We start from the raw sequence: 20,924 nt of genomic DNA, 5'->3' as shown, positions 1-20,924 counted from the left end.
ATTTTATGACCAATTTTTGCGTACATTCATGGCCGAAGGCTATCGCCCACATAGATGCCGACGCTTTTTTCGTAGCATGCGAGCGTGCGTTAAATCCGTCTTTAAACGGAAAATGCGTCGCGGTAGGAAAAGAGCGGGGCATTATAACGGCTTTAAGCTATGAAGCTAAAGCAAAAGGAGTAAAGCGCGGCATGAGGTCTTTCGAAGCTAAAAAAATATGTCCCGGGCTTATAGTTATAGAATCCGATTACGAAGCATACTCCCTTTTTTCTTTACGTATGTTTAATATAATAAAAAACTTTTCGCCGCAGGTAGAAGAGTATTCGATAGACGAGGCGTTCGTCGATTTAAGCGGATTACGAAGGGTGTTTTCCTGTTCCTACGAAGAAATTGCTAAAAAAATGCAGATTGCGGTAGAAAAAGAGTTGTCTATAACCGTTTCGATAGGCGTAAGCATAACGAAAACGCTTGCTAAAATAGCTTCTAAACTTAAAAAGCCTAAAGGGCTTGCCGTAATAGAAGGCAGGGATATACAAAATATTTTATGCAATATCAAGATTGAAGACGTCTGGGGCATAGGAAATAATACGGCGTATCTTTTGAAAAAATTCGGCATAAATTCCGCTTTAGATTTTGCTCTCAAAGACGAAAATTTTATAGGTAGGTATTTATCTAAACCTTATAAAGAAACATGGCTTGAACTTAGAGGAAATGCAGTTTTAGGAATTAACGCATCCGCTAAATCGACTTATAAAACTATAAGCAAGGCTAAGAGTTTTTATCCGCCCTCAAGCGACGAGATGTTTCTTTTTTCGGAACTTACTAAAAATTTAGAAAATGCCTGCGCTAAAGCCAGAAGATTTGACTTAGCCGCCGCAAAAATTTCTATTTTTTTAAAAACGCAGGATTTTAAAACAACCGGCGTTCAGATAAAACTTACTACGCCTTCCGCCTTCCCGCCTCTTCTTATGAATGCTTTAAAAGAAGGTTTTAAGTATATATATGAAAAAATATATCTATACAGGCAGACGGAAATAGTTTTGTACCTTACGGAAAACGTCCAGTATTCGCTTTTTGACGATATTGTTAAAATTGATAAAATAAAACGCATATACGATTCTATAGACGGTATAAATAAAAAATTAGGAAGAAATTCCGTTCATCTTGCTTCAAGCATTCCTTCTTTAAACGCAGGACATAAAATTAGATTTTCTATGCCGCTTATGGATATAAAAGTATAAATTTTAACAAATTAATTTCAAAAGCTCAGAGGTTAAATATATGTATGGGTTAGGCAGATTCCTTATATTAACCGGAATAGTATTGATAATTTTAGGTTTATTATTTATTGTTTTTCATAAACTGCCTATAGGCAAGTTTCCGGGAGATATAATAATTAAAAAAGGCAATTTTACTTTTTATTTTCCATTGGGATTAAGTATAATTGCAAGCATAATATTGACTATTATTATGTATTTAATAAGAAAATGATTACAGTCTTTATTTTACTGGTGGGCTGTGTCGGGATCGAACCGACGACCTACTGATTAAGAGTCATAAGCTTTTATTATCATTAATGCCTTGCTAAATCAATATTTTTAATGCTTTGCGGTTTTTATATTTAAAATTTTTCTTGCTTTTTTAGTCCGTAAAATGCTATATTTTACCGTATCGTATTTTTATTTTAGACACAAAAACGACCACATTATTTTACGGCTAAATATGGCAAGCATTTATAAAAGAAACGATACATACTGGTATCAAATACGTCTTAACGGATTCAGATACCGCGGTTCTACCAAAACTGACAATAAGAAACTTGCTCAGCAAATAGCAAATACAATAGAAGCCGATCTGGTCCGGAAAAAATTCAGCATGCCGGTTAAAAATAATTATACCTTTTTAACGGCATGGGAGCAATATATAAAAAACCAGAGCCATTCAAGCAAGACTACGAAAGATAAAATAAGCCTATCTAAACATTTCCTACCTATATTTAAAGACAAAAGCATTTCCGATATTACGCAGTCTAATATCAAAGACTACCAGTTGAAAAGAAAAATAGAAATTATGGCCATGCCGAAAAATATCGGCAAAAAAGAATCCGAAATAAGTTTCAGATCGGTAAATTTAGAAATAACTACCCTTCATCACTTCTTTAACTTCTGCATTGAAAAGGAACTCATCGAAAAGAATCCGGCAGGCGGCGTTAAAAAACTTAACGAGCTGTCCAGGTTAAAAACTTTATCCGATAAAGATATCTTAAAATTGATTAATGGAGCTTCCAATAAACTTACTAAAGACTTAATAACTTTCTTAATCCTTTCAGGCTGCCGGAAAGGGGAAGCCCTTAACCTCAAATGGGACGACGTGGACTTACAGAACGACGTAATAGCCATAAAGGGAACTAAGACTAAGTATGACCGCTATGTTCCGATAAGTAAGCCCTTAAAAGAGCTTTTAGGCGGTATTGAAAAACATCAGGACTGTTTATACGTATTTAACAAAAACGGGGCTAAATTAGGCGATTTTAAGAAGTCTTTCAATACCGCCTGTAAAAATGCGGGATTTAAGGATATGCACATTCACGATTTAAGGCACGTCTTCGCAAGTAAAATGGTAATGGACGGGACGTCGCTTTATATCACAGGGGAACTTCTGGGACATAGAACAACGCAGATGACGAAAAGGTATTCGCATTTAGTTCCAAGCACTTTACGCAAGGCCGTTGACGACGTGTGGAATAAGAGTAGTAAAAAAGATTAATGGTTTTATAACTAAATAAAAAGTCAAAGGCCTTAAAACGGAAATTTGAAAGGATTTTTTTATTTTAATTCATTAAAGAGAATATTATCAAGTTTTTCTATTGCATTTTCGATTTCAGGAAACATATCTTTAAAATCTTCAAGAATAAGAAAACCATGATAGTAATTCGCATGAAGTTTCTGTCCTGTTTGACGAATAGCCTTTAATAAATCCGCATCTTTTGTAGCCTTAGCAATGTTTTCTCCTGCCGTAACTAACTTATTATGGCTATATTTTGCTTCGCCTGTCCTGAGAAATACAATGGCATTAATATATGCCGCAAGAGCACCCCATAAAAACTCTCCGGTTTTTTCATATTCTCCTTTATCTAAGAATATCTTAGCATTTTCAAAAAGTTTCTCGGCTCTATGCTTATATTTCCCAATTTTTTCTATGGCTTCTGTTGTATCATCTCTTCCCATTCGATTACATCCCCGGTTTTAGCATTAATACGAACTTTATAACTATTCTTATTTAAAGTATTGGATAATATTATAATATATTCTTCATTTTCTTTTTTAATGCTGTTTATAGTTGTAAACATTAAAGGCAAACCAGCCTTTTCGGCCACTCCTTTTGCTACATCCATTGCATCTTCAGTATTTATTGGTTTTTTATCCATTTTTTTTACCCCTTATTTAATTTTTTATAACTCATTATATAATAAAATATACCACTATACGGAAAGATAATCAAGTTTAGGAAAAAGCATTTGTTTTACTATTTTCATTCTTCTTCGGGATATTTATCTAAGTTTGTCTTTTTGAGCATTGAATGTATTAAATTTATTTGATTATTTATATTAGTTATTAATGTTTCATTTCCTGATATATATATATCCATCAGTTTTTTAACTTCCCTAAATCCCCCTTGAAATTGTCCATATTCTCCAAAAAATTGATTTCTAATCGTCTTATTTTGAAAAACTTTTTGCAATGATTCTTTAAGGTCTATTTTAAGCGATTCATTGAGTTTTATATCGAAATAATCAGAAGCTAACTTCAATAAATAATCGAAATTTATATTATTAACTAAAGTTTCATTATTAGTATCTAAAAAAAAATACAACAAAGGAATACCGAGTAAAACAGCTATATGCTCAAGTTTATCATAAGCAATGCGGTTTAAACCTTTTTCGTAATTAGCGATAGCTTGCTGCGTTATTTTTAAAGATTTAGATAAATCACCTTGCGTGATTCCCTGTCCTTTTCTATATTTTTTTATATTATTTCCAATGATTTTATTGACTTCTTTTATATTCATAATTAATTAAAAAAATAAGTTGACAATTGCAGTTAAAGAAATTATTTGTCGGATAACAGAAAATTCAAAGTCAAATACCAAAAACCGCTATTATGGTATCCTTTTATAGTCTGTAAATATTTGCCGTTTTTATCAATAACAAAACTCGGCGTAGCTCTTAATCCCAATTTATACGCTTGCCTTAAATCGTTATCTACTATCTTTTGAGAGTATCTCGTATTAACGCAAGTTTCCACAGGCTTTATGTTTATATATCTTTTTAATATTTTATATATATTTCCGGTTTGTTTCCATTCGTTTTGATATTTAAAAAGGTAATACCTTACCGTCATATAATTATTTCCGGAGCAGTCGGCTATAACCGCCGCCTTATAAGCGAAAGCATGAATATTTACCAACGGGTAATCCCTAAAATCCCAATCGATATAGCCGCTTTTAATATAGTTTTTATAAATATATGGAAATACTTTTAGTTCAAATTTTCTGCAATATGGACATTCGTAATCGGAGTATTCTATTATTTTTATTTTAGCGTCAGGGTTTCCTATATTATAAGCGAATGTATTTCTTACCGTAAAAAATAAAGCTGAAATAAAGATAAGAATTAATATTTTTTTCATAATGTTTAAAAAATATCATATTAAAATTACATTGTCAATAAATTTTGTATTGACAAACATTTATTAAAGTGATATTTTTTTATTAATCCGCATTGCGGACTTTTATTTAACTTCGCTATAATGGGGGATTTTATGATTATTTCTATCGTAAATCAGAAAGGCGGCGTCGGTAAAACTACGACGGCCGTTAATCTTTCAAAATCTTTAACTTTGCCTCTTGCTTCAAAAAAAGTTCTGCTCGTAGATTTAGATCCTCAGGCAAACGCTACGCTTCATTTAACCGAAAGAGTAGAACCTGAAAAATCAATATCAGCGGTTTTAATGGAAAAGGCGTTATTAAAAGATGTCGTAATCAACGTTGACGGCATTGATTTAGTGCCTTCGAATATTTCTTTATCGGGCGTAGAGCTTGAAATTTTTATGAAAATAGGCAGGGAATATATTTTAAAGGACGCTCTTAAGGACGTAAAAGACAAATACGATTATATTTTAATCGACTGCCCGCCTTCTTTAGGTTTAATATCACTTAACGCCCTTGCCGCTTCAGACCGGATAATAGTGCCTATACTTCTTGAAAAGTTTGCCGTGGACGGCCTTTCGGATTTTTTGAATACTTTTGACAGAGTGAAATCAAAAATCAATAATAATCTCGAAATAATGGGATACTTAGCCGTGGGCTATAATAAAAGACTTTCCGTATCTAAACAAATTTATGAATCTGTTTTAAAACCTCAGCTTGGAGATAAAATGTTTAAAACGGTTATTAGAACGGATACTAAATTAAAAGAAGCTCAAGCAATGTGTAAAACGGTTTATACTTACAAAAATAATTCTAAATGCGCGGCGGACTACATCGACCTTGCCAAAGAAATTACGGGAGGCAAATATGGCAAAATTTGAACTAAAAGATCCCTTGTCTTGGCTCGGAGGAAAAGCCGAAGAAAATAAAACCGATAAAACCGAAATAGAAACTGAAAAAGTCAAAATAATATATTCGCAGCCAAGAGAAAATATAGGCGGTAGAGAGTTTGACGAACTTATGAATTCTATTAAGACCCACGGATTATTAGAACCTATAGTAGTAAAAGAAGACGGTGGCGGCAACTATAATCTTATATGCGGCGAAAGAAGGCTTGCGGCGTTTAGACAGTTAGGCTTAAAAACTATCAAAGCCAATATAAGAAACGATATAAAGGAAGAAGATATTTTTATAATTCAGATTATAGAAAATCTGCAAAGAAAAGAATTAGAACCCATAGAGCTTGCAAAGGCATATAAAAAACTTTTAGACAAAAACAAAACTATAAGGGATATAGCAAGTCTTGTCGGTAAAAGCAAAAGTCATATAAGCGATATGATTTCCCTTTTAAGCGTAGAAAACGATTTGCAAGGCAAAATAACCAAAAAAAACGTAAGAAAGGCGATAGAAGTTTCGAGAATTGACGAAGCTAAAGTTAAAAAAGAGATAATAAAAGATTTTGATGAACTGCATATTAAAGATATTCAAAATAAGAAAAATTCTTCGTTGGATAATGATAATATCACCTATTTAATAAACCGGTTTAACGAAGAACATTCATCTAAAATGTCGGTTTTATTTTTAAAAAAAATGACCAGTATAACTTTAAAAATTCCATCGGGATTAAAGACGGAAAAAATATTAAAACAAATAATTAAAATTAAGGAGGATTAAGTTATGTCTATTTTTGAAAGACTCGTAAAAGAAGAAACCGTTTCGTTAAAGAACGTTAAAATTTCAAAATCTATTTACGATTTAATAACGGAAGTTTCCAAGAAATACAAAGTAGAACAGTCGGAAATAGTTAAAACTTTAATTGAAAGTTCAAAACAGAAATTAATAGAAGACCTTAACGGGAAAAATAAAGCCGCTAAATCTAAAAAAACGGAGGAAAAATAATTTTGGATATTCTAAATAACAAAAAGCAGTCTGATAATATGCAAAAAAAATCGTTGCCGGTTTTTGCCTTAATCAAGGATATGACCAAAGAAGATGACAGTCCTGTTATAAAAATCCCTTTTCCCGATGCCCATATGATAGCTTTCGGTATAACCGGCTCCGGAAAAACCGAAAGCGTTTTATTGCCGCTTTGGATTAATAAAAAAAATATCACGGTAATAGACGGCAAGGGCGATGAAAATGCAAAAATGGTCGCAAGGATTTATAAGCCGGAAGCTAATTTTTACGATATGAAATCTAAAATAAATCTGCTTAAAGGTCTTAAAAAAGATGAAATACTCGAAATGTTAAAGAATTCGCTCTATCCTAAAGTTATATCTACGGAAGAAACGTTTTATCAAAATTTTGCGGTTCAGGCTCTGTCTTTTGCGATAGATTATATCGAAAATATTACCTTTGAAAAATTGTTTTTATCGTTATTTAGGGACGAGATGAAAAGGCTGTACGATACTTATAAAAGCTATTTATCGAAGCCTGAAGAACTAATTTTATCGGGTATAGTCAATAACTCAGATTACGCCTCTTTGATATCTAATTTTTTAAATAAACTTCAGCCGTTCGCTCTTGCTAAGAATTTAAATTATGAAGATGCGGAAAATATAGATATTAAAGCCGACAACTGGTTTTCGCTAAGAAATATCGAAACTGAAAACGCTTTCGGAAGAATGACGATAGAGTATATCAGACTTGTAAAACCGCGTCAGAGAGATTTTCTTATGACGTTTGCCATAGATGAATTTTCGGATTTAATGTTTTCTTATTTCAGTAAAATTATAAAAGAAATAAGAGGATTCGGAATCGAAATAGCTTTGCTTACTCAGTCATTTTCCGATGCCGATAGATTTGATCCGACGCTTTTAGATATCATACTAAACAACGCAAGAAATAAAATTATCTTCGCGCAGGACGGATTAAGGAACGAAGATATTTCGAGACTCTTCGGCTATAAAATCGAAGAGGTTAAATCCCGCACGATGGAGACGCACGGAACTACAATGGTGTCGTCAGGGCAGGTAAAAGACTGGCTCGTCCAGCCGTCTGCGATATCGGCTTTGAAACCGGGAAACGCTATAGGAAAAATATTGATAAGGCAGGATTTAACGAAGTGTATTATGAAGTTTCAACATATCAATATGGAGGAAGCGCTAAGGAATGTATAAAGACCACGTAGTCAAAGCTCTGTCGATTATTTTTATAATTTTTTTATGCTTTTTCCTTCCCTTTTTGTTTCTTAAATTGTTCTACGGACGCTATTTTACGTTTGTGTTCGGGGATATGTTTTCAAAAGTTTTTACGTTTGTCAAATACGGATATTACGGCTATATTTATGTATCTCCGACTAAACATTCAAGCGCTCTGCTCGGAATTTATTTCTATATAGTTTTATTTCTTTTTCTATCTACGCTTGCCATTCTTCTTATTAGATTTTTTTTAAAAGAGGACGAAAAAAATATAAAAGATTACTGCATAAAAAGCGATAAAAAAAACAAGTTTTCGCTCGACGTTTTAGACGACAAAAAACGTTTAGGTGAATAAGGAGGAGTAATGTCAATCACCCCGCCCTTTCGGACGGGGTTTGAACCGTAAGGTTCAAGAGTAATTGGTTGTCTAGGCTAAGTATCGGAGACATAACCGATACTACGTTATTTGCGTGATGATACCCTGACGTAATGCCCAAGCGTCAAGCTCTATCGAGGCTCTGTAAACAAAGAGGAAACTCTTAGTCAACCTCATTTAACAAAGCGCTTATAACATTGCCGATGGGCAATAACTTCCAAAAGGAAGACTTACAGTAACTTTTTAGAGGTAAGAAATGGTAAAAGTAATTAGCAAGAACGGAAAACAGCTTATGCCGACCAAAAGATACGGCAAGGTAAGGCGTATGCTAAAAGAAGGCAAGGCGGTAATAATATCGAAAAAGCCGTTTACTATCCGGTTATTGTTCGATACTCCCGAAATTGTCCAGCACGCAACCGTAGGCGTTGACCCCGGCGATACTACCGGATACGCAGTAGCGTTGGATAACGGTAAAATAGTAGAAAAAGGCGAAATCAGGTTAAGAACCGACGTTAAATCTTTACTTGCGGCAAGAAAAGTATTGAGACGTAGTAGAAGAAACAGAAATACCCGTTACCGCAAGGCAAGATTTTTAAACCGCTGCAATAAAAAAGCAGGACGGTTACCGTCGAGCATAGAACAAAAAGCAAGGCATATAGTTAATAAAATTAACGAACTCGTAAGCTATTATCCCGATTATACGTTAAAAATAGAAATTAATAAATTCGATATGCAAAAACTTATTAATCCCGACATATCCGGCGTTGAATATCAGCAGGGCTCTTTATACGGCTATGAAAACGCCAAGCAGTTTTTACTCGTAAGAGAAAGCGGCAAATGCCAGCTTTGTCATAAAGGTTACAAAGAAAATGACGGCTGGCATATTCACCATATAATACCGAGAGCGGACGGCGGGACTAATAAACCCGATAATCTTGCGTTATTACATAAAAGCTGTCATATAAAAGGACATAAGACAGGAGCTTTATCAAAACTCAAAAAAGCAAAGCAGTTTATATCCGCCGCAATGTATAACGCCGTAAGATATAAACTTATGGACGAATTTAAGGCTATTTATGGAGATAAGGTTGCATTTACCTACGGCTATCTTACTTCTATAAACAGGCGCAGTCTTGAATTAGAAAAAGAGCATTATAACGACGCCATAGCTATTACAGGCATAACGGAAGTAAAAGATAACGTTATTCTTATAACTGTTATTAAGCAGGCAAGAAAAAAGAAACGTTCCCTGCACGAAGCTACGGCGAGGAAAGGCAGAAAAGAGCCTAACGTCCATTCGGTCAGGAACGCTAAAAATACCAAAGAAATTACCGTAAACGGCAGGAAGTTTGCATTATGGGATAAAGTTAAGGTATGCGGTAAAAAGGGATATATTTCGGGATTTACCGGAAACGCCTGCTACGTTCAGGATATTAACGGTGACTATATAAAAGCGGACGGCAAATCCTATAAGCAGGTTGCCGCAGATAAAATAGAGCATATAAGGAGGAATAACAATTGGATAACGGAAAGAATACTGGCGTAAAAGATAAAGAAACTATTACCGCCTGTTATCCTCGCCCTAACAGACGGGGACTTCTCGGCGGGGGAGTTAAATATAAGCCTGTCAATATTCAAAATTTTGAAAAATTTTCACCGCTTCAAACTGCAATCTGAGCAATGACTTTTGGAGTAAAAATTTAGATTATATTTAATTATTTTTTTTATAAAAAAACAGCTAAATTATGACGATAGATTTTTCAAAAATTAAAGATTCATTAAGCAAAAAAAGAATAGAATTACAAAATAACGATAAACTTTTATTGCGATTTATAGCAGACAATAAATATATTGACGACGTAACCGCCAAAATTTTATTGAATAAAAAAAGTGACAGAGCTTTTTGGGACAGAATTAAAAAACTAATCTCTTACAATTATATTCGTAAAACAAGAATCACGATAAATTCCCCTGATTGGAATGCAAAACCTGAACTACTGACGGCATTTAGTCTTGATACTCAAGGTTGTAAATTATTCGGCAAAGAAAAAATAAAAACAGTAGGCGTTCAGGGCGAACATCTTAAACATAATTTATACATCCGAAGGGTAGCCGCCATAGTAGAAAGATTTAGGATAGATGAAAACGGTAACAAAAACGAACTCCTAAATTATGAAACGGAATCGGTTTTGGACGACTATAACGACGAAAGAATTTACATAGACAAAAAGAATAAATATAAAATCCGTCCCGATATTCTTATTCGAAATTTAAACTTATTAATAGAAATAGAACTTAACATAAAACCAGACCACAAGCATTACGGTAAGCGTCTTTTTTGGTCGCAATATCTTAAGGAATACGATAAGACGGTATGGCTTGTGCCAAGTCAAAAAGATAAAGAAAGATTAATAAAAATATTTATGAATTACGCCGGCGAGTCGTTTAAATACGATTCGGTTTTAGACAAAAAAATGATTTTTTCGGATGCGGCAGATAAAAATTTAGTCGTAGTTTTAGACGATTTTTTTTCTAATCCCGAAACTTTTTTGAAACTATGGACTGGACTGAATTAAGGTTGTTTTTATCATTTTTCACGCCGGAAATTAATTTTATCCGGCGTTTTTTTTGCGTAAAATCGATTTTAATCCCGCCTATTTTTAACCTGATAGTAAACGTCCTGAACGAAAAAAACAAGCCTTAAAATTAAAATTTGAAAGCCGTTTTTTAATTCAAAAATCATCTAAAAGTTAAAAACTTTTTGACGGAATTAACTTAAATTTTAGATTGTTTTTTATTTTTTTTTATAAAAAAGCAGAATGATTATCGTTAAATTTTTTTTAATTTTTAAGTTTAAAATTGCAAATCTTTGTTTTTAAAATGACAAAATTTCAATTCATTTTTATGAAAAAAATAACGCTCTTAAAACTGTTTTTAAGGTCGTATTTTTTTATCTAATAAGAAATTATTCAGAGATAAAATCGTCGCCTTTAAATGCAAAATACGGTCGATTTTTAACCATAAAAAAACATAAAAAAATGCACCTACCCCCCGTAGTTACCCCCCACTCAAATATATACGGTAATTTGCCATAGTTAAGTATTCAATTTTATTAAGTAATTTTGAATTTGAAAAACACCGACAAAGTTGTATAGTGTGTTGTATATTTTTTTTTATTTTTTATCGCTGCGGCTCATAAAAAATATTGCAGAAGATTTAAGTTGTAGTTTGTTGTGTTCTGCAATATTTTTTACTCAAGTTGAGTAAAACCATCTAAGAGAGCCGCAGCAAAAACATAAAAAATAAAAAAAAATATACGAGGTTCGTGCCTACCGGTTTCACCTTAAAGTGAAGCGGTGAAACCTTCGGCTTTTAAAATAAAACAAAAAAGCGTGTTTTATTTTAAAAGCCGATACGGCTACGAACCTCTTTGCACGCATTCGCGGCGATTTAAGTTGAAAGAAATCGCCGCGAATGCTACACCGTGCGGATATTGACTTTCGTTTTTATTTTTTGCATTTATCTTATTTTATTTTTATCGTTTTTATAGTTGCAACAGTGGAAAGTCAATATCTCGCACTGAAGCCACACGTGAGACACCCCCCTCACCCCCTCGCTATTCGCAAGGGGGAGTAGTTGAGAGTTTTTATTTTGCCATTAAAGCAAGACTTCGTCTTGGGCAAAATAAAAACTGATGCTGTTCCGTTTCACTTCGGATTGCCTTTTTGTTTTTGAATTTTATCGTCTTTTTTTACGTAATTCAATTTAGCACTTTTATTTTTTTATCAACAAGGCAATCCTGCCGTTCCACTCCACAGCGAAAGCCTTACACTCCTATTCAGCTTTTCGTAGAAGAATTTCTTACATCGTTTTTTTGCTTTCGTTTCCACTTGCGAACCAAACAACGATGTTGTGTTTTTGAAATCTAATTCGTAGTGAACGGTATAAATAATTTTCCTTTTTCGTCTCCGAATAAACGGATAATTTTTTTTCGTTTCCTTTTTCCTTTATTTCCCTTTTTCCTTTCCCTTCTTTTCCTTTCCATTTTTTTCCTTTCCCTTCGTTCCTCGTTCGCCTTGGGGCTCTCTCGGAACATCTTCGTCGTTCCGATTCCCGCTTTGATAGTTTCTTTTAACTTTTATTCTTAACCGCCTTTTCGTTTCAAAATTGTAACGGCTTGCGCCGCTTATTTTTCTTACACAAGAAAGACGGCGGGGTGGACGTCTTCGTTTGAGCTTTTTTTATTTTAAAAGTCTTTTCGTCTTTATAATGCTTTAGTGGAATACCCCGCCTGTCTTTCTTGAACCCTGCACGTGCTTCACTGCTAATACCTGACTGTTTATCTATCTATACGCATACCGTATGCTTATCCGGCTATACGTATTTATATTATCTTATCTGCTATACGGCATCTTTATAGTTTTAGCCCATTGCTTCGCAACGGGCGCCCGATTCTTTTTTATATCGTGCCGTATAGCAGAGTATCGGTAACTTAACCTGAGCGCATTTTTCGGACTTAATTTAAGTTAATCCAGCTTTTTCTTTGGACAGGCTTTTAAGATTAACGTTCTTAAATCGATTTAGTGGGGCGCTGCGTCGCTCGCTCCTTGCGCCCGTCCCTTAGGCAAAAATTTTACAGTCGGTTTTTAACGGAAAATTCGACAACGATAAAACTGTTATCGAATTTTCCTAAACCGCCTGACGGAGAATTGCGACAGGTTTGCTCACAGGCTTCGGCGGATAGTTTTTTAACTTGGATAAGTTATCCCATAACGTCCGTCCTGTGACCAAACCTATCGAATTCTCCTTGAAATTTTTTTGCGGACGGCGACGGTTCGGGACAAACCTATTCCGAAAACGGACGCAAAATAATTTTTTGTATGGGGCTGTCCTCTGGGGCGTTTTTAATTGTGATTTTGCGCCCGTTTTCTCCCTTATGTCCCGAACCCGCAAGCGAGGAATAACTACTTATTAAGTAAAGTAAAAGCGAACTCTCTTCGAAACTTCGTTTCATTAAGACAGCGACGATCCCGCTGCGTTCATAATACCGGCATAAGACTTATTAGTTTTTACTTGGAAAAACAACGATGTTGTAGGATTTAAAAGAGTTTTAGTTCGGCTTCGCTTTGCTTGCCTCACTAAAACAGAAGCACTTGTAGTATTTGTGGTATGAATATTTTTCTTTTATTTTTTAGATTTTTTTGCTTTTTTTATCGCCCCAGATTTGCTACGTAAAATTTATCCTGCGGACTTCGCTTCGCTACGCTTTTTGCTTAAGCAAGTCGTGCCAAAATATTTTTTTATTTGAGTAGAAAAAAAATATTTTAAATTTTTCAGTTCGTTTTTATATCTTGCATTCAAACAATAGATTGACATTACTTTATCTCTAACGACGCAGAGAAAAATTTAAAATATTTTGTTTTCTAATCTCTTCAAATTTTGGCACGCCTTGCAAAGCAAAAAGTAAATTTTACTCCGCAAATGTCTCCGACGGTAAAAGGGCGATAAAAAAAGCAAAAAAAATTTAAAAAAAAATTATTAAAAGTTAAAAAAAATTTAAATCGGAGGTAGTGAAAATGGATAGGTTAATCGGAATAAGTTTAATGGCTTTAGATTTTAGTTTGGTAGTTTTTAACCTTTATCAGTTAGCACATTTAATTTAATTAACTTTAAAAGCCTGCATAGGCAGGCAAAGGAGAAAACAAAATGAGAATGAATGAGGAAAGCTTAAAAATTGCAACAAAAATTTTATACAAAGTAAAGGATTGGGAGGCGTTGACGTTCTACCATTCCTTATATTTATACGTGAAAAAAGGAGGAAAAAAAGCTGAATTAATATATGGCAATCGTAAATCTTTCATTGGGGGCTATTATCTACCAGACGAGATAAAACACACTGTAAAGTTATATAAAAGGATATTTCACAATAAATAAATTTTAAATAACGGCGGGGCTAACAACCCCGCCATAAATAGAGGAGAAGAAAAAATGAAAAGCGAAATAATTGAAACATTTGTTAATATGGCAATCGAAGAAATGAACGAAGAAGTAATAAATAGAGATTTGCTTATGGATAGACATATTAAAGCATATCTTATTGAAAAGATAATGCAGAAGGCAACAAACTATCCGCAATTTTTAAACATCGAATTTAAAGACCAGAAAGACTTCGACCGCTTTAATAGAAATTTAAAAGGCGAAATATACCGCCTGTTTCTTACCTTAACAAGAGCCGCAAAAGTTTACATTCCCGGCAAAAAAAATAAATTAGAAAGAAAACTTGAAAAAGCGATAATAAGCTACCTTGATTTGAAAAATTGTTTTACTGCTTCTTTAAATACCGTAATATCTCAGGACGGAAAAGCAACAGAGCTTATAGATTTAATCCCAGCGAAAAAATGGGAAACCTACAATGAAAGCGCCGGAATGTTCGACGAGGACGAAATCGAAGAAGACGAAATAAAAATAAAAGCAAAATATCAAAAAAGACAGCCGGAGCAGGCAACGAAAAACTTACAAACCGCTTTTGCATTTTAATTTTAACATTAATTTTAAAAGCCCCTCGAAAGAGGGGCAGGGGGTAATTATGAAATATTTTTTTTATAACACGCAGACGGATTTAAAAAACGCAATACATTTTTTAGCCTGTCAGGAATTTTCTACAGCGGTCGAATTTATCGAAGACGCACAAAAAAGGATTGAAAAAATCCTTAAAGAAGGGTTCTTGTATGACGCTAAAGAAATTTTATCAAAAGAAAAAATAATTAAGAAGTATCCTTCCATTGAAAGCAAATTAATAAAAGCCATTGCGGAATCGGATAAATATTGCGGCAATAACGGAGAAATCATAAACAGAGCGGAAGAAGAAGATTTTTACGTTCAGCGGGGTTTCGATATTGACACGGGCGAAATAAAAAAGATAAAAATATCTTGCAGTCCTGTTTTGGGAGAAGACCCTTTGGAAATAGATTTATAAAATAAACAACCTTTACAACTATAACGGGCGGGGCTAACAACCCCGCCATGGGGGCAATTATGAAAGCTATAACGAAAGAATATATAGAGCAGGGCATAAGCATAACGTTCTTTATGATTTTATTAACAGCATTATTTTTTATTTAATTTTAAAAAGGAGATATTTATCATGGATACGATAGAAAAGGAAGTTTTAAAAATAGCAATTAGCAAGTCGGGTAAAGAATTTTATAACTTTTTAAACATTTTATTAAAAAAAATAAACAACAACAGATTAAAAGCAGTTATCGCAATAAAAAAAGAAGAGATAAAAAATGCAAAACGGGAACAGCAAGCGGCGATTATAAATTTAGAATTAAAAAGAACCCTCAAGGAATATTTAAGAAGAAATGAAGTTAAAGAGTATATAAGGTTATGCGGTCATAATACTTACATTGAAATTTGATTTAACTTCGCTATAAATATATAAGGAGAAAGTCAGGGCGGCAGCGTCAGCGGGTCGCTCCCCTGACCGACGGTTTAACAGACCGGATAACCTGACTTTTTCCGATTTTAAAATAATTTAGAAAATAAAATAAAAAAACTCCGGCGGCGCCGGCCGCCTTCGGCGGCAATTTTAATCCGTTAATCCTTTATATTACAGAAATACCCTTTATCGTTATTCCACATTTTTAAGTTTGTCTGGGCGCCGCAGATTCGCCGTCCCGCAGGAACCGTCCGTCCGGTCAGGAGAGCTGCCTGAAACTATTCCGTTTTTATATTGTTTTTTCTTGGAAAAGAAAACCGCTACGGCAAAATAGTGCGCCGACATATCCGCAAGCTCCACGTCGGCGGTTTATTAGGCAAAAATTTCACAGGCGGTTTTTAACGGAAAATTCGACAACGATAAAACTGTTATCGAATTTTCCTAAACCGCCTGACGGAGAATTGCGACAGAAAATATAAACAGGCTAAAGCCTGCAAGCCCTTCGGGTTTAATTTTCTATCGAATTCCCCTTGAAATTTTTTATAACGGCGGGGCGGGGGATTTGCCTGTTTCCGAAACGCCCCGAAACGATTCTGTCCGGTTTGTCCTTCGAAGCGTTTTTAAGTTGAGGTTTCGGGGCGTTTCTCCCTTTTAATCCCCCGCTAAAGTTGAAAAAAGATTATTAAATATAATAAAGGCGATCCCCTGCCCTTAAAATTATTCGGATTTCAGCATCGCGGTTTTTAAAGGACTTTAAATTCCGAAAGAAAAAATTATATAAAAAGCACCTTTTTAGAACCTCTTAAAAAAACTTATTAATACAAAACCTACGCCCGAAGCTAAAAACGCCTCTACGGTCAAATGAGGACGTTTTTAAAGGCATTATAAAAAACGTTGTTAAGGAAAAAGATAAATATAAAAAATGTTAAATAAAAAGATTTATCGTAGTCGGGAAATAAACCCTCGCAACTTCGCTATTTATATATAAGGAACAGTAAAGAGGATACGAAAATGGAAAAGATAAAAGAAGAAAAAAGTCAGAATTTAAATTTTGAATATTGCCCAGAATGCGGAGCTAAACTTTATCACGCAGAGGGTTGCTTAACCTGCTTTTGCTGCGGATTTAGCTTATGCAATGCTTAAAATAACTCGTTATTAAGATATCAAAATAGACAGTAAAAAGACAAACAACTTAGTTCTTGCAACGGTTATGCTGTTTCGGCATAACAAGTTAATCAGGTTTAGCTTTATCAGGTTTCCGCTCTGGCGGCGACGATTCGCAAGGTAAAGCTACAGGAAAAAAAAGATAGTGGGGAATACGCTTTACCTCTGCGAACTCTTCGCCGCCCCCGCTTACTTTTAGTGTCTATTAATGCAACGGCGGGATATTAAAATCCCGCCAAAGGAGGATTTGAAAATGTATAGGGTTTTTGAAATTCCGAAAAAAAACGGAGGAACGAGGCATATCGAAGCTCCAGACCCCATAACGAAAAAGAGGCAGGAAGATTATTTGAAATACTTATATAAAGCCTATCCTGCCAGCCCTTATACGCACGGATTTACGCCGAACAAAAGCATAGTTTCAAACGCAAAACCGCACGTAAATAAAAGATTCGTTTATTCAATAGATATAAAAGATTTTTTTCCTTCTATTACGCTTGAAAAAGCTAAATCGATTATAAAAGCAAAGCTTAAATGGGGTCTTTGTTTTTATGATTTTAAAGACGGAAAAGGCAAGAGACTTCCGCAGGGAGCGCCGACGAGCCCCTATATAGCAAATTTATATTTAAAAAAATTCGATTATAAAACCGCCAAAAAATTAGCTGGGTTTAATATAGCATATACGAGATATGCAGACGATTTAACTTTTTCGGGAAACGACTATGACCTTATGGAAAAAGCCTTATCTTTTATAGTTAAGCAGTTAAATAAATACGGTATGGAAATAAATTACGAAAAAGTAAAGAAAATGCCGTCTTGGAAAAGGCAATATGTTTGCGGTCTTGTCGTTAATCAAAAAGTCGGATTAACAAAAGAAATGAAAAAGAAAATCAGGGCGGAAAAACATCAAGGCAAGGTTGTTTTTTTGCAAAATTACGGGAAAATGGTTAAAAGTAAGGCGGGGATTTTTGGTTAATTTAACTTCGCTAAATATATAGGAAGTTAAAAAGTTCGCATTGCGGACAAATAAAAGGGAGTTTTAAAAATGCTAAACGATTTTTTTATAGACACGTTAAATACCGCAAAGGAAAAAACAAGGATATTGCTAAAACATAATAAAGAAAATAATTACAGAACGAAAATGTTTTTACCTGCCGGTTTGGACAGGTGGGATTTAAAAAATTTAAAAAGATATTACGGAAGCTTTACAGGTCAAACGATAACGGACGAAGAGATAATAAAAAACAGGCTTACCGACGACGGAAAGTTTACAAGGTTTATAGTCAAAAAAGCAAAAGAAAAGGGATACGACTATACCGCCGACTTTGAATTATATGCATCGGGAGCTTATGACAGAAAAACGGATTTTATTATATCTACAAATCCTGCGGATATGTTAAGTCCTTCGGATTTCGCAACATTTAAGTCTTGTTTTGCCGATGGCGGTTGTTATTCGCACGGCGTCCCTAAATGGGCATTAATGCCCGGAACGGCGATTTTATTTTCGCAGGAAAAAGGCAGAAAGACGAGCAGGGCTTGGCTATATTTCTATGAAAAAGACGGCAAAAAAGGTTTTTTAATGTTTAAAAATTACGGCTCTCAATTTGACGGGGAAACGATGAGGCAGGAAATAGCTAAATTAATAGGTATAGAAAAATACAAGATTAAAGAATATAACGGGGCGGGTGCTATGCACGGCACTTATTTAGACCCTTTTATAGCGGTTAAAGACAGCGAGGTAGAAGATTTTAAAAGCCTAATGATAAAAGAAGTTTTTTACAATGAATTAGAAAATCAGGAATACATTTGTCCGATTTGCGGACAAGCTGAACATAAAAGACATTCAAGGATAGCCTGCTGCGGTTCTATTAAAGAGGCTTTAGCAGATTATAAAAGGAGCATATAAATGATAAAAAAATTTCTAACGGCAAGCAAAGAGGAAATATTTTATAACTTTAAAAAGGTTTTTAAAAACGGGATTTATAAGAAAACATATTTTTATTTAGAAGGAAGTAATACGGACGTTCTTTTCAATGCGCACGTCGATACGGTTAAAAGAGATAATGAATTTAATATAAAGCGATATGGCGATTTTATTTACAACAGAAACGGTATTTTGGGAGCCGACGACAGGGCGGGCGTCTGGATAGCCTATAGCCTCGCGAAAGCGGGGGCTTCTATATTAATAACAGACTTCGAGGAAACCACAAAGGCGGGAGTAAATGCTTTTTGTATGGATTTTAACGACATAAAGCATAAGCTTTTTGTCGGGCTTGACCGTCGGGGATTTAGGGAATTTGTTAATTACGGTTATGGGAGCGAAGATATAAACCGTATTTTCAAAAAGCTTGGATATAAAGAAAATATCGGCAGTTATTCTGACGTTTTAACGCTTTCGTCAAGATTTTCAAGATTTAACGTTAATCTTTCGGCGGGGTTCTATAACGAGCATACCGCCCACGAGTATTTGAGTTTATCGAGTATGCATTTTACCTTAAAAAAATGTTTAAGGCTTATAAATTTTCAAATTCCGGATATAAAAATAAATGAATATTTAACGGACGATTTAGATTTTCCTTTTGCCGCCGACTTTCCTGAATTGACGAGGGAAGATTTATTACAATACAGGAAGTATTTATTTAATGAAGAAGAATATTAAATACGCAATGCGGACAAAAAAGAAAAATGAATAACTTCGCTATAAAAATATAGGCAGTAAATAAAAAAACAACTTAGAGAATTAATAGCTATGCTGATTCGGCATAGCGAGACAATGAGGTTAGATACGGATATGTCGTTCCTAAAGCTCCGCAGGCGGAGCTTATTATGGAACTTAAGTGCCTATGCGGGCGGGATAGTTTAAAGCTAAACCGCCTTATAAAAAAAACTTAAATCAAATAAAAAAAATAAATAAGATGAGGTGTAAAAATGGGGGTAGGAGCGCACAGGATAATAAAGCTTGAATACGAATATTCTTTTTCGATAGGGGAGCTGTTAAGGTATATCGATATAGATATGCTTAATTCTAATGCTGCCGGTATAATCGAGATATCTTTAGAGAAATTAAAAAAAGCATTAAAAGATGAATATATCAGGGAAGAAACAAAAAAAGTAATAAAAGAAGATATGGAAATTGCCAAAAAACAGGGAGACGATTATATTTCTTATTACTGTTTTTAAAGGTTTTAACTTCGCTATTTATATATAAATAAATAATTTAAAAAAAGGGGGGGTGGATATAAATGGGATACGAAGATTTAGTAAAAAAATATAAAGAAATGGAAAAAGAATTAGAAAATTTAGGCGAAGATATAAGAAAAGAATTTGTAGATTATTTAAGGAAAAACAAACCTGAAGCAATAAAAGAACTTGAAGATTATTTTAAGATAAAAATTAATGATATTTGTTTTGTTGTGTATGAAGACGAATGTTGGAACAGAGCCGAAATGGTTCTTATAAAAACCGATAACGAAGAAACAATGATAAGAGTAGAACTAAATACAAGCGATTATTGGGAACACGATGAACTTGCTTTAAGGGAAAAGGATTTTAGCGACGATACGGTTTTTTATACTATAAACAATTTACAGTCATTGTGTCCGTATGTCAAAGAAGAATATGTTTAATTTTAACGAAAATTGCTTTGCTGATAAAAATTAATTCTTTTTATCAGCAAAGCAAAATAACTTAAAAAATGGTGAAAAAATGCTAATTTTTAATAGAGATAAGTCGGTTCTTGACGGAATATTTTGCGATAGAGATATCATAAGGGAAGATTATATCACTCCGCCAAATTATAAGGATTCCGTTTTGAACGATTTTTTTTATTCAAAACTTTTAGATTTTGTGAAAGAAAATTCTTATTATATTTCATTGCCAAGCGTTAACGATATAAGTAAAGAAACAACTTATTTTTTTAGAAACGATAAATTAACAGAGCAGTATTTATTTCTTGACGAAGCCGTTAAGGGTTTCTTTAATAACGAACCGTCCGATTATGCCGAATACTGCATATTAAAGCAATACAAGAATGATTGCGATAAGTGGTAATTATTAATCTCGATAGCGGAACTTCGCTATATAGATAAGATAAAAAGGG

Annotated in this window: 23 protein-coding genes; 19 read left to right on the top strand and 4 right to left on the bottom strand. The window is 34.1% G+C overall.

What is annotated here, in order from left to right; genetic code table 11:
• The first annotated feature begins 5 nt into the window (after positions 1-5).
• From EVJ48_01830 to EVJ48_01820, 3 genes are all read left to right on the top strand, one after another.
• On the top strand, positions 6-1,241 hold the full coding sequence (locus EVJ48_01830; GenBank protein RZV40258.1) for a DNA polymerase IV: 1,236 nt from the start codon (positions 6-8) through the stop codon (positions 1,239-1,241).
• Positions 1,242-1,281: 40 nt separating this feature from the next.
• Complete coding sequence (locus EVJ48_01825) at positions 1,282-1,491, top strand: DUF2905 domain-containing protein (protein ID RZV40257.1); 210 nt, start codon at positions 1,282-1,284, stop codon at positions 1,489-1,491.
• 162 nt (positions 1,492-1,653) lie between these two features.
• Entirely contained in the window at positions 1,654-2,766 is a 1,113-nt protein-coding gene (locus tag EVJ48_01820) for a site-specific integrase (protein ID RZV40256.1), read from the top strand.
• A gap of 59 nt (positions 2,767-2,825) precedes the next feature.
• Here the strand turns inward: EVJ48_01820 and EVJ48_01815 are convergent, their stop codons facing one another.
• From EVJ48_01815 to EVJ48_01800, 4 genes are all read right to left on the bottom strand, one after another.
• The gene (locus EVJ48_01815) at positions 2,826-3,227 is read right to left on the bottom strand and encodes a hypothetical protein (protein ID RZV40255.1); all 402 of its coding nucleotides are present in this window, start codon (positions 3,225-3,227) and stop codon (positions 2,826-2,828) included.
• On the bottom strand, positions 3,197-3,427 hold the full coding sequence (locus EVJ48_01810) for a hypothetical protein (GenBank protein RZV40254.1): 231 nt from the start codon (positions 3,425-3,427) through the stop codon (positions 3,197-3,199). The genes EVJ48_01815 and EVJ48_01810 overlap by 31 nt, the downstream gene beginning before the upstream one ends.
• A gap of 104 nt (positions 3,428-3,531) precedes the next feature.
• Positions 3,532-4,068, bottom strand: a complete 537-nt coding sequence (locus EVJ48_01805; protein RZV40253.1) for an XRE family transcriptional regulator — start codon at positions 4,066-4,068, stop codon at positions 3,532-3,534.
• Positions 4,069-4,109: 41 nt separating this feature from the next.
• Positions 4,110-4,688: a hypothetical protein gene (locus EVJ48_01800; GenBank protein ID RZV40252.1), complete on the bottom strand. Its 579-nt coding sequence runs from the start codon at positions 4,686-4,688 to the stop codon at positions 4,110-4,112.
• A gap of 120 nt (positions 4,689-4,808) precedes the next feature.
• Here EVJ48_01800 and EVJ48_01795 point away from each other — a divergent pair, with 120 nt between their 5' ends.
• From EVJ48_01795 to EVJ48_01720, 16 genes are all read left to right on the top strand, one after another.
• Positions 4,809-5,588, top strand: coding sequence for a ParA family protein (locus EVJ48_01795; protein RZV40251.1), 780 nt, complete (start codon positions 4,809-4,811; stop codon positions 5,586-5,588).
• Positions 5,575-6,381, top strand: a complete 807-nt coding sequence (locus EVJ48_01790) for a ParB/RepB/Spo0J family partition protein (protein RZV40250.1) — start codon at positions 5,575-5,577, stop codon at positions 6,379-6,381. Before EVJ48_01795 ends, EVJ48_01790 begins: the two co-directional genes overlap by 14 nt.
• Before the next feature lie 3 nt (positions 6,382-6,384).
• Positions 6,385-6,606, top strand: coding sequence for a hypothetical protein (locus EVJ48_01785; GenBank protein RZV40249.1), 222 nt, complete (start codon positions 6,385-6,387; stop codon positions 6,604-6,606).
• A 2-nt stretch (positions 6,607-6,608) separates the two neighbouring features.
• Positions 6,609-7,826, top strand: coding sequence for a hypothetical protein (locus EVJ48_01780; protein ID RZV40248.1), 1,218 nt, complete (start codon positions 6,609-6,611; stop codon positions 7,824-7,826).
• Positions 7,819-8,202 carry a hypothetical protein gene (locus EVJ48_01775; protein RZV40247.1) on the top strand — a complete coding sequence of 128 codons (384 nt, stop codon included), beginning with the start codon at positions 7,819-7,821 and terminating at the stop codon, positions 8,200-8,202. Before EVJ48_01780 ends, EVJ48_01775 begins: the two co-directional genes overlap by 8 nt.
• 277 nt (positions 8,203-8,479) lie before the next feature.
• Positions 8,480-9,769 (top strand): hypothetical protein, encoded by a 1,290-nt coding sequence (locus EVJ48_01770; protein ID RZV40246.1) that lies wholly within the window; start codon positions 8,480-8,482, stop codon positions 9,767-9,769.
• Between the two features lie 199 nt (positions 9,770-9,968).
• Positions 9,969-10,799, top strand: coding sequence for a hypothetical protein (locus EVJ48_01765; GenBank protein ID RZV40245.1), 831 nt, complete (start codon positions 9,969-9,971; stop codon positions 10,797-10,799).
• A gap of 3,412 nt (positions 10,800-14,211) precedes the next feature.
• Positions 14,212-14,760: a DUF1926 domain-containing protein gene (locus tag EVJ48_01760; protein ID RZV40244.1), complete on the top strand. Its 549-nt coding sequence runs from the start codon at positions 14,212-14,214 to the stop codon at positions 14,758-14,760.
• Positions 14,761-14,809: 49 nt separating this feature from the next.
• A complete protein-coding gene (locus tag EVJ48_01755; protein RZV40243.1) occupies positions 14,810-15,199 on the top strand; it encodes a hypothetical protein in 390 nt (129 codons plus the stop codon).
• Positions 15,200-15,367: 168 nt separating this feature from the next.
• Positions 15,368-15,643, top strand: coding sequence for a hypothetical protein (locus EVJ48_01750; protein ID RZV40242.1), 276 nt, complete (start codon positions 15,368-15,370; stop codon positions 15,641-15,643).
• Positions 15,644-17,036: 1,393 nt separating this feature from the next.
• The gene (locus tag EVJ48_01745) at positions 17,037-17,801 is read left to right on the top strand and encodes an RNA-directed DNA polymerase (GenBank protein ID RZV40241.1); all 765 of its coding nucleotides are present in this window, start codon (positions 17,037-17,039) and stop codon (positions 17,799-17,801) included.
• A gap of 69 nt (positions 17,802-17,870) precedes the next feature.
• Entirely contained in the window at positions 17,871-18,731 is an 861-nt protein-coding gene (locus EVJ48_01740) for a hypothetical protein (protein ID RZV40240.1), read from the top strand.
• Positions 18,732-19,484, top strand: a complete 753-nt coding sequence (locus tag EVJ48_01735) for a hypothetical protein (protein RZV40239.1) — start codon at positions 18,732-18,734, stop codon at positions 19,482-19,484.
• Between the two features lie 269 nt (positions 19,485-19,753).
• The gene (locus tag EVJ48_01730) at positions 19,754-20,005 is read left to right on the top strand and encodes a hypothetical protein (GenBank protein ID RZV40238.1); all 252 of its coding nucleotides are present in this window, start codon (positions 19,754-19,756) and stop codon (positions 20,003-20,005) included.
• 62 nt (positions 20,006-20,067) lie between these two features.
• Complete coding sequence (locus tag EVJ48_01725; GenBank protein ID RZV40237.1) at positions 20,068-20,451, top strand: hypothetical protein; 384 nt, start codon at positions 20,068-20,070, stop codon at positions 20,449-20,451.
• Positions 20,452-20,530: 79 nt separating this feature from the next.
• On the top strand, positions 20,531-20,875 hold the full coding sequence (locus tag EVJ48_01720) for a hypothetical protein (protein RZV40236.1): 345 nt from the start codon (positions 20,531-20,533) through the stop codon (positions 20,873-20,875).
• The last annotated feature ends 49 nt before the right edge of the window (positions 20,876-20,924 follow it).

The organism is Candidatus Acidulodesulfobacterium acidiphilum (assembly GCA_008534395.1).
In the GTDB taxonomy this organism is placed as follows: Bacteria; SZUA-79; SZUA-79; order Acidulodesulfobacterales; family Acidulodesulfobacteraceae; genus Acidulodesulfobacterium_A; species Acidulodesulfobacterium_A acidiphilum.
Note: the sequence above shows the minus strand (reverse complement) of the source record. Positions and strands in the feature narration are given on the sequence as shown.

What these genes read in the sequence shown, in the direction of transcription:
- EVJ48_01830 (RZV40258.1), top strand. Translation starts at nt 6, where the DNA reads ATGACCAATTTTTGCGTACATTCATGGCCGAAGGCTATCGCCCACATA.
- EVJ48_01825 (RZV40257.1), top strand. Translation starts at nt 1,282, where the DNA reads ATGTATGGGTTAGGCAGATTCCTTATATTAACCGGAATAGTATTGATA.
- EVJ48_01820 (RZV40256.1), top strand. Translation starts at nt 1,654, where the DNA reads ATGCTATATTTTACCGTATCGTATTTTTATTTTAGACACAAAAACGAC.
- EVJ48_01815 (RZV40255.1), bottom strand. Translation starts at nt 3,227, where the DNA reads ATGGGAAGAGATGATACAACAGAAGCCATAGAAAAAATTGGGAAATAT.
- EVJ48_01810 (RZV40254.1), bottom strand. Translation starts at nt 3,427, where the DNA reads ATGGATAAAAAACCAATAAATACTGAAGATGCAATGGATGTAGCAAAA.
- EVJ48_01805 (RZV40253.1), bottom strand. Translation starts at nt 4,068, where the DNA reads ATGAATATAAAAGAAGTCAATAAAATCATTGGAAATAATATAAAAAAA.
- EVJ48_01800 (RZV40252.1), bottom strand. Translation starts at nt 4,688, where the DNA reads ATGAAAAAAATATTAATTCTTATCTTTATTTCAGCTTTATTTTTTACG.
- EVJ48_01795 (RZV40251.1), top strand. Translation starts at nt 4,809, where the DNA reads ATGGGGGATTTTATGATTATTTCTATCGTAAATCAGAAAGGCGGCGTC.
- EVJ48_01790 (RZV40250.1), top strand. Translation starts at nt 5,575, where the DNA reads ATGGCAAAATTTGAACTAAAAGATCCCTTGTCTTGGCTCGGAGGAAAA.
- EVJ48_01785 (RZV40249.1), top strand. Translation starts at nt 6,385, where the DNA reads ATGTCTATTTTTGAAAGACTCGTAAAAGAAGAAACCGTTTCGTTAAAG.
- EVJ48_01775 (RZV40247.1), top strand. Translation starts at nt 7,819, where the DNA reads ATGTATAAAGACCACGTAGTCAAAGCTCTGTCGATTATTTTTATAATT.
- EVJ48_01770 (RZV40246.1), top strand. Translation starts at nt 8,480, where the DNA reads ATGGTAAAAGTAATTAGCAAGAACGGAAAACAGCTTATGCCGACCAAA.
- EVJ48_01765 (RZV40245.1), top strand. Translation starts at nt 9,969, where the DNA reads ATGACGATAGATTTTTCAAAAATTAAAGATTCATTAAGCAAAAAAAGA.
- EVJ48_01760 (RZV40244.1), top strand. Translation starts at nt 14,212, where the DNA reads ATGAAAAGCGAAATAATTGAAACATTTGTTAATATGGCAATCGAAGAA.
- EVJ48_01755 (RZV40243.1), top strand. Translation starts at nt 14,810, where the DNA reads ATGAAATATTTTTTTTATAACACGCAGACGGATTTAAAAAACGCAATA.
- EVJ48_01750 (RZV40242.1), top strand. Translation starts at nt 15,368, where the DNA reads ATGGATACGATAGAAAAGGAAGTTTTAAAAATAGCAATTAGCAAGTCG.
- EVJ48_01745 (RZV40241.1), top strand. Translation starts at nt 17,037, where the DNA reads ATGCAACGGCGGGATATTAAAATCCCGCCAAAGGAGGATTTGAAAATG.
- EVJ48_01740 (RZV40240.1), top strand. Translation starts at nt 17,871, where the DNA reads ATGCTAAACGATTTTTTTATAGACACGTTAAATACCGCAAAGGAAAAA.
- EVJ48_01735 (RZV40239.1), top strand. Translation starts at nt 18,732, where the DNA reads ATGATAAAAAAATTTCTAACGGCAAGCAAAGAGGAAATATTTTATAAC.
- EVJ48_01730 (RZV40238.1), top strand. Translation starts at nt 19,754, where the DNA reads ATGGGGGTAGGAGCGCACAGGATAATAAAGCTTGAATACGAATATTCT.
- EVJ48_01725 (RZV40237.1), top strand. Translation starts at nt 20,068, where the DNA reads ATGGGATACGAAGATTTAGTAAAAAAATATAAAGAAATGGAAAAAGAA.
- EVJ48_01720 (RZV40236.1), top strand. Translation starts at nt 20,531, where the DNA reads ATGCTAATTTTTAATAGAGATAAGTCGGTTCTTGACGGAATATTTTGC.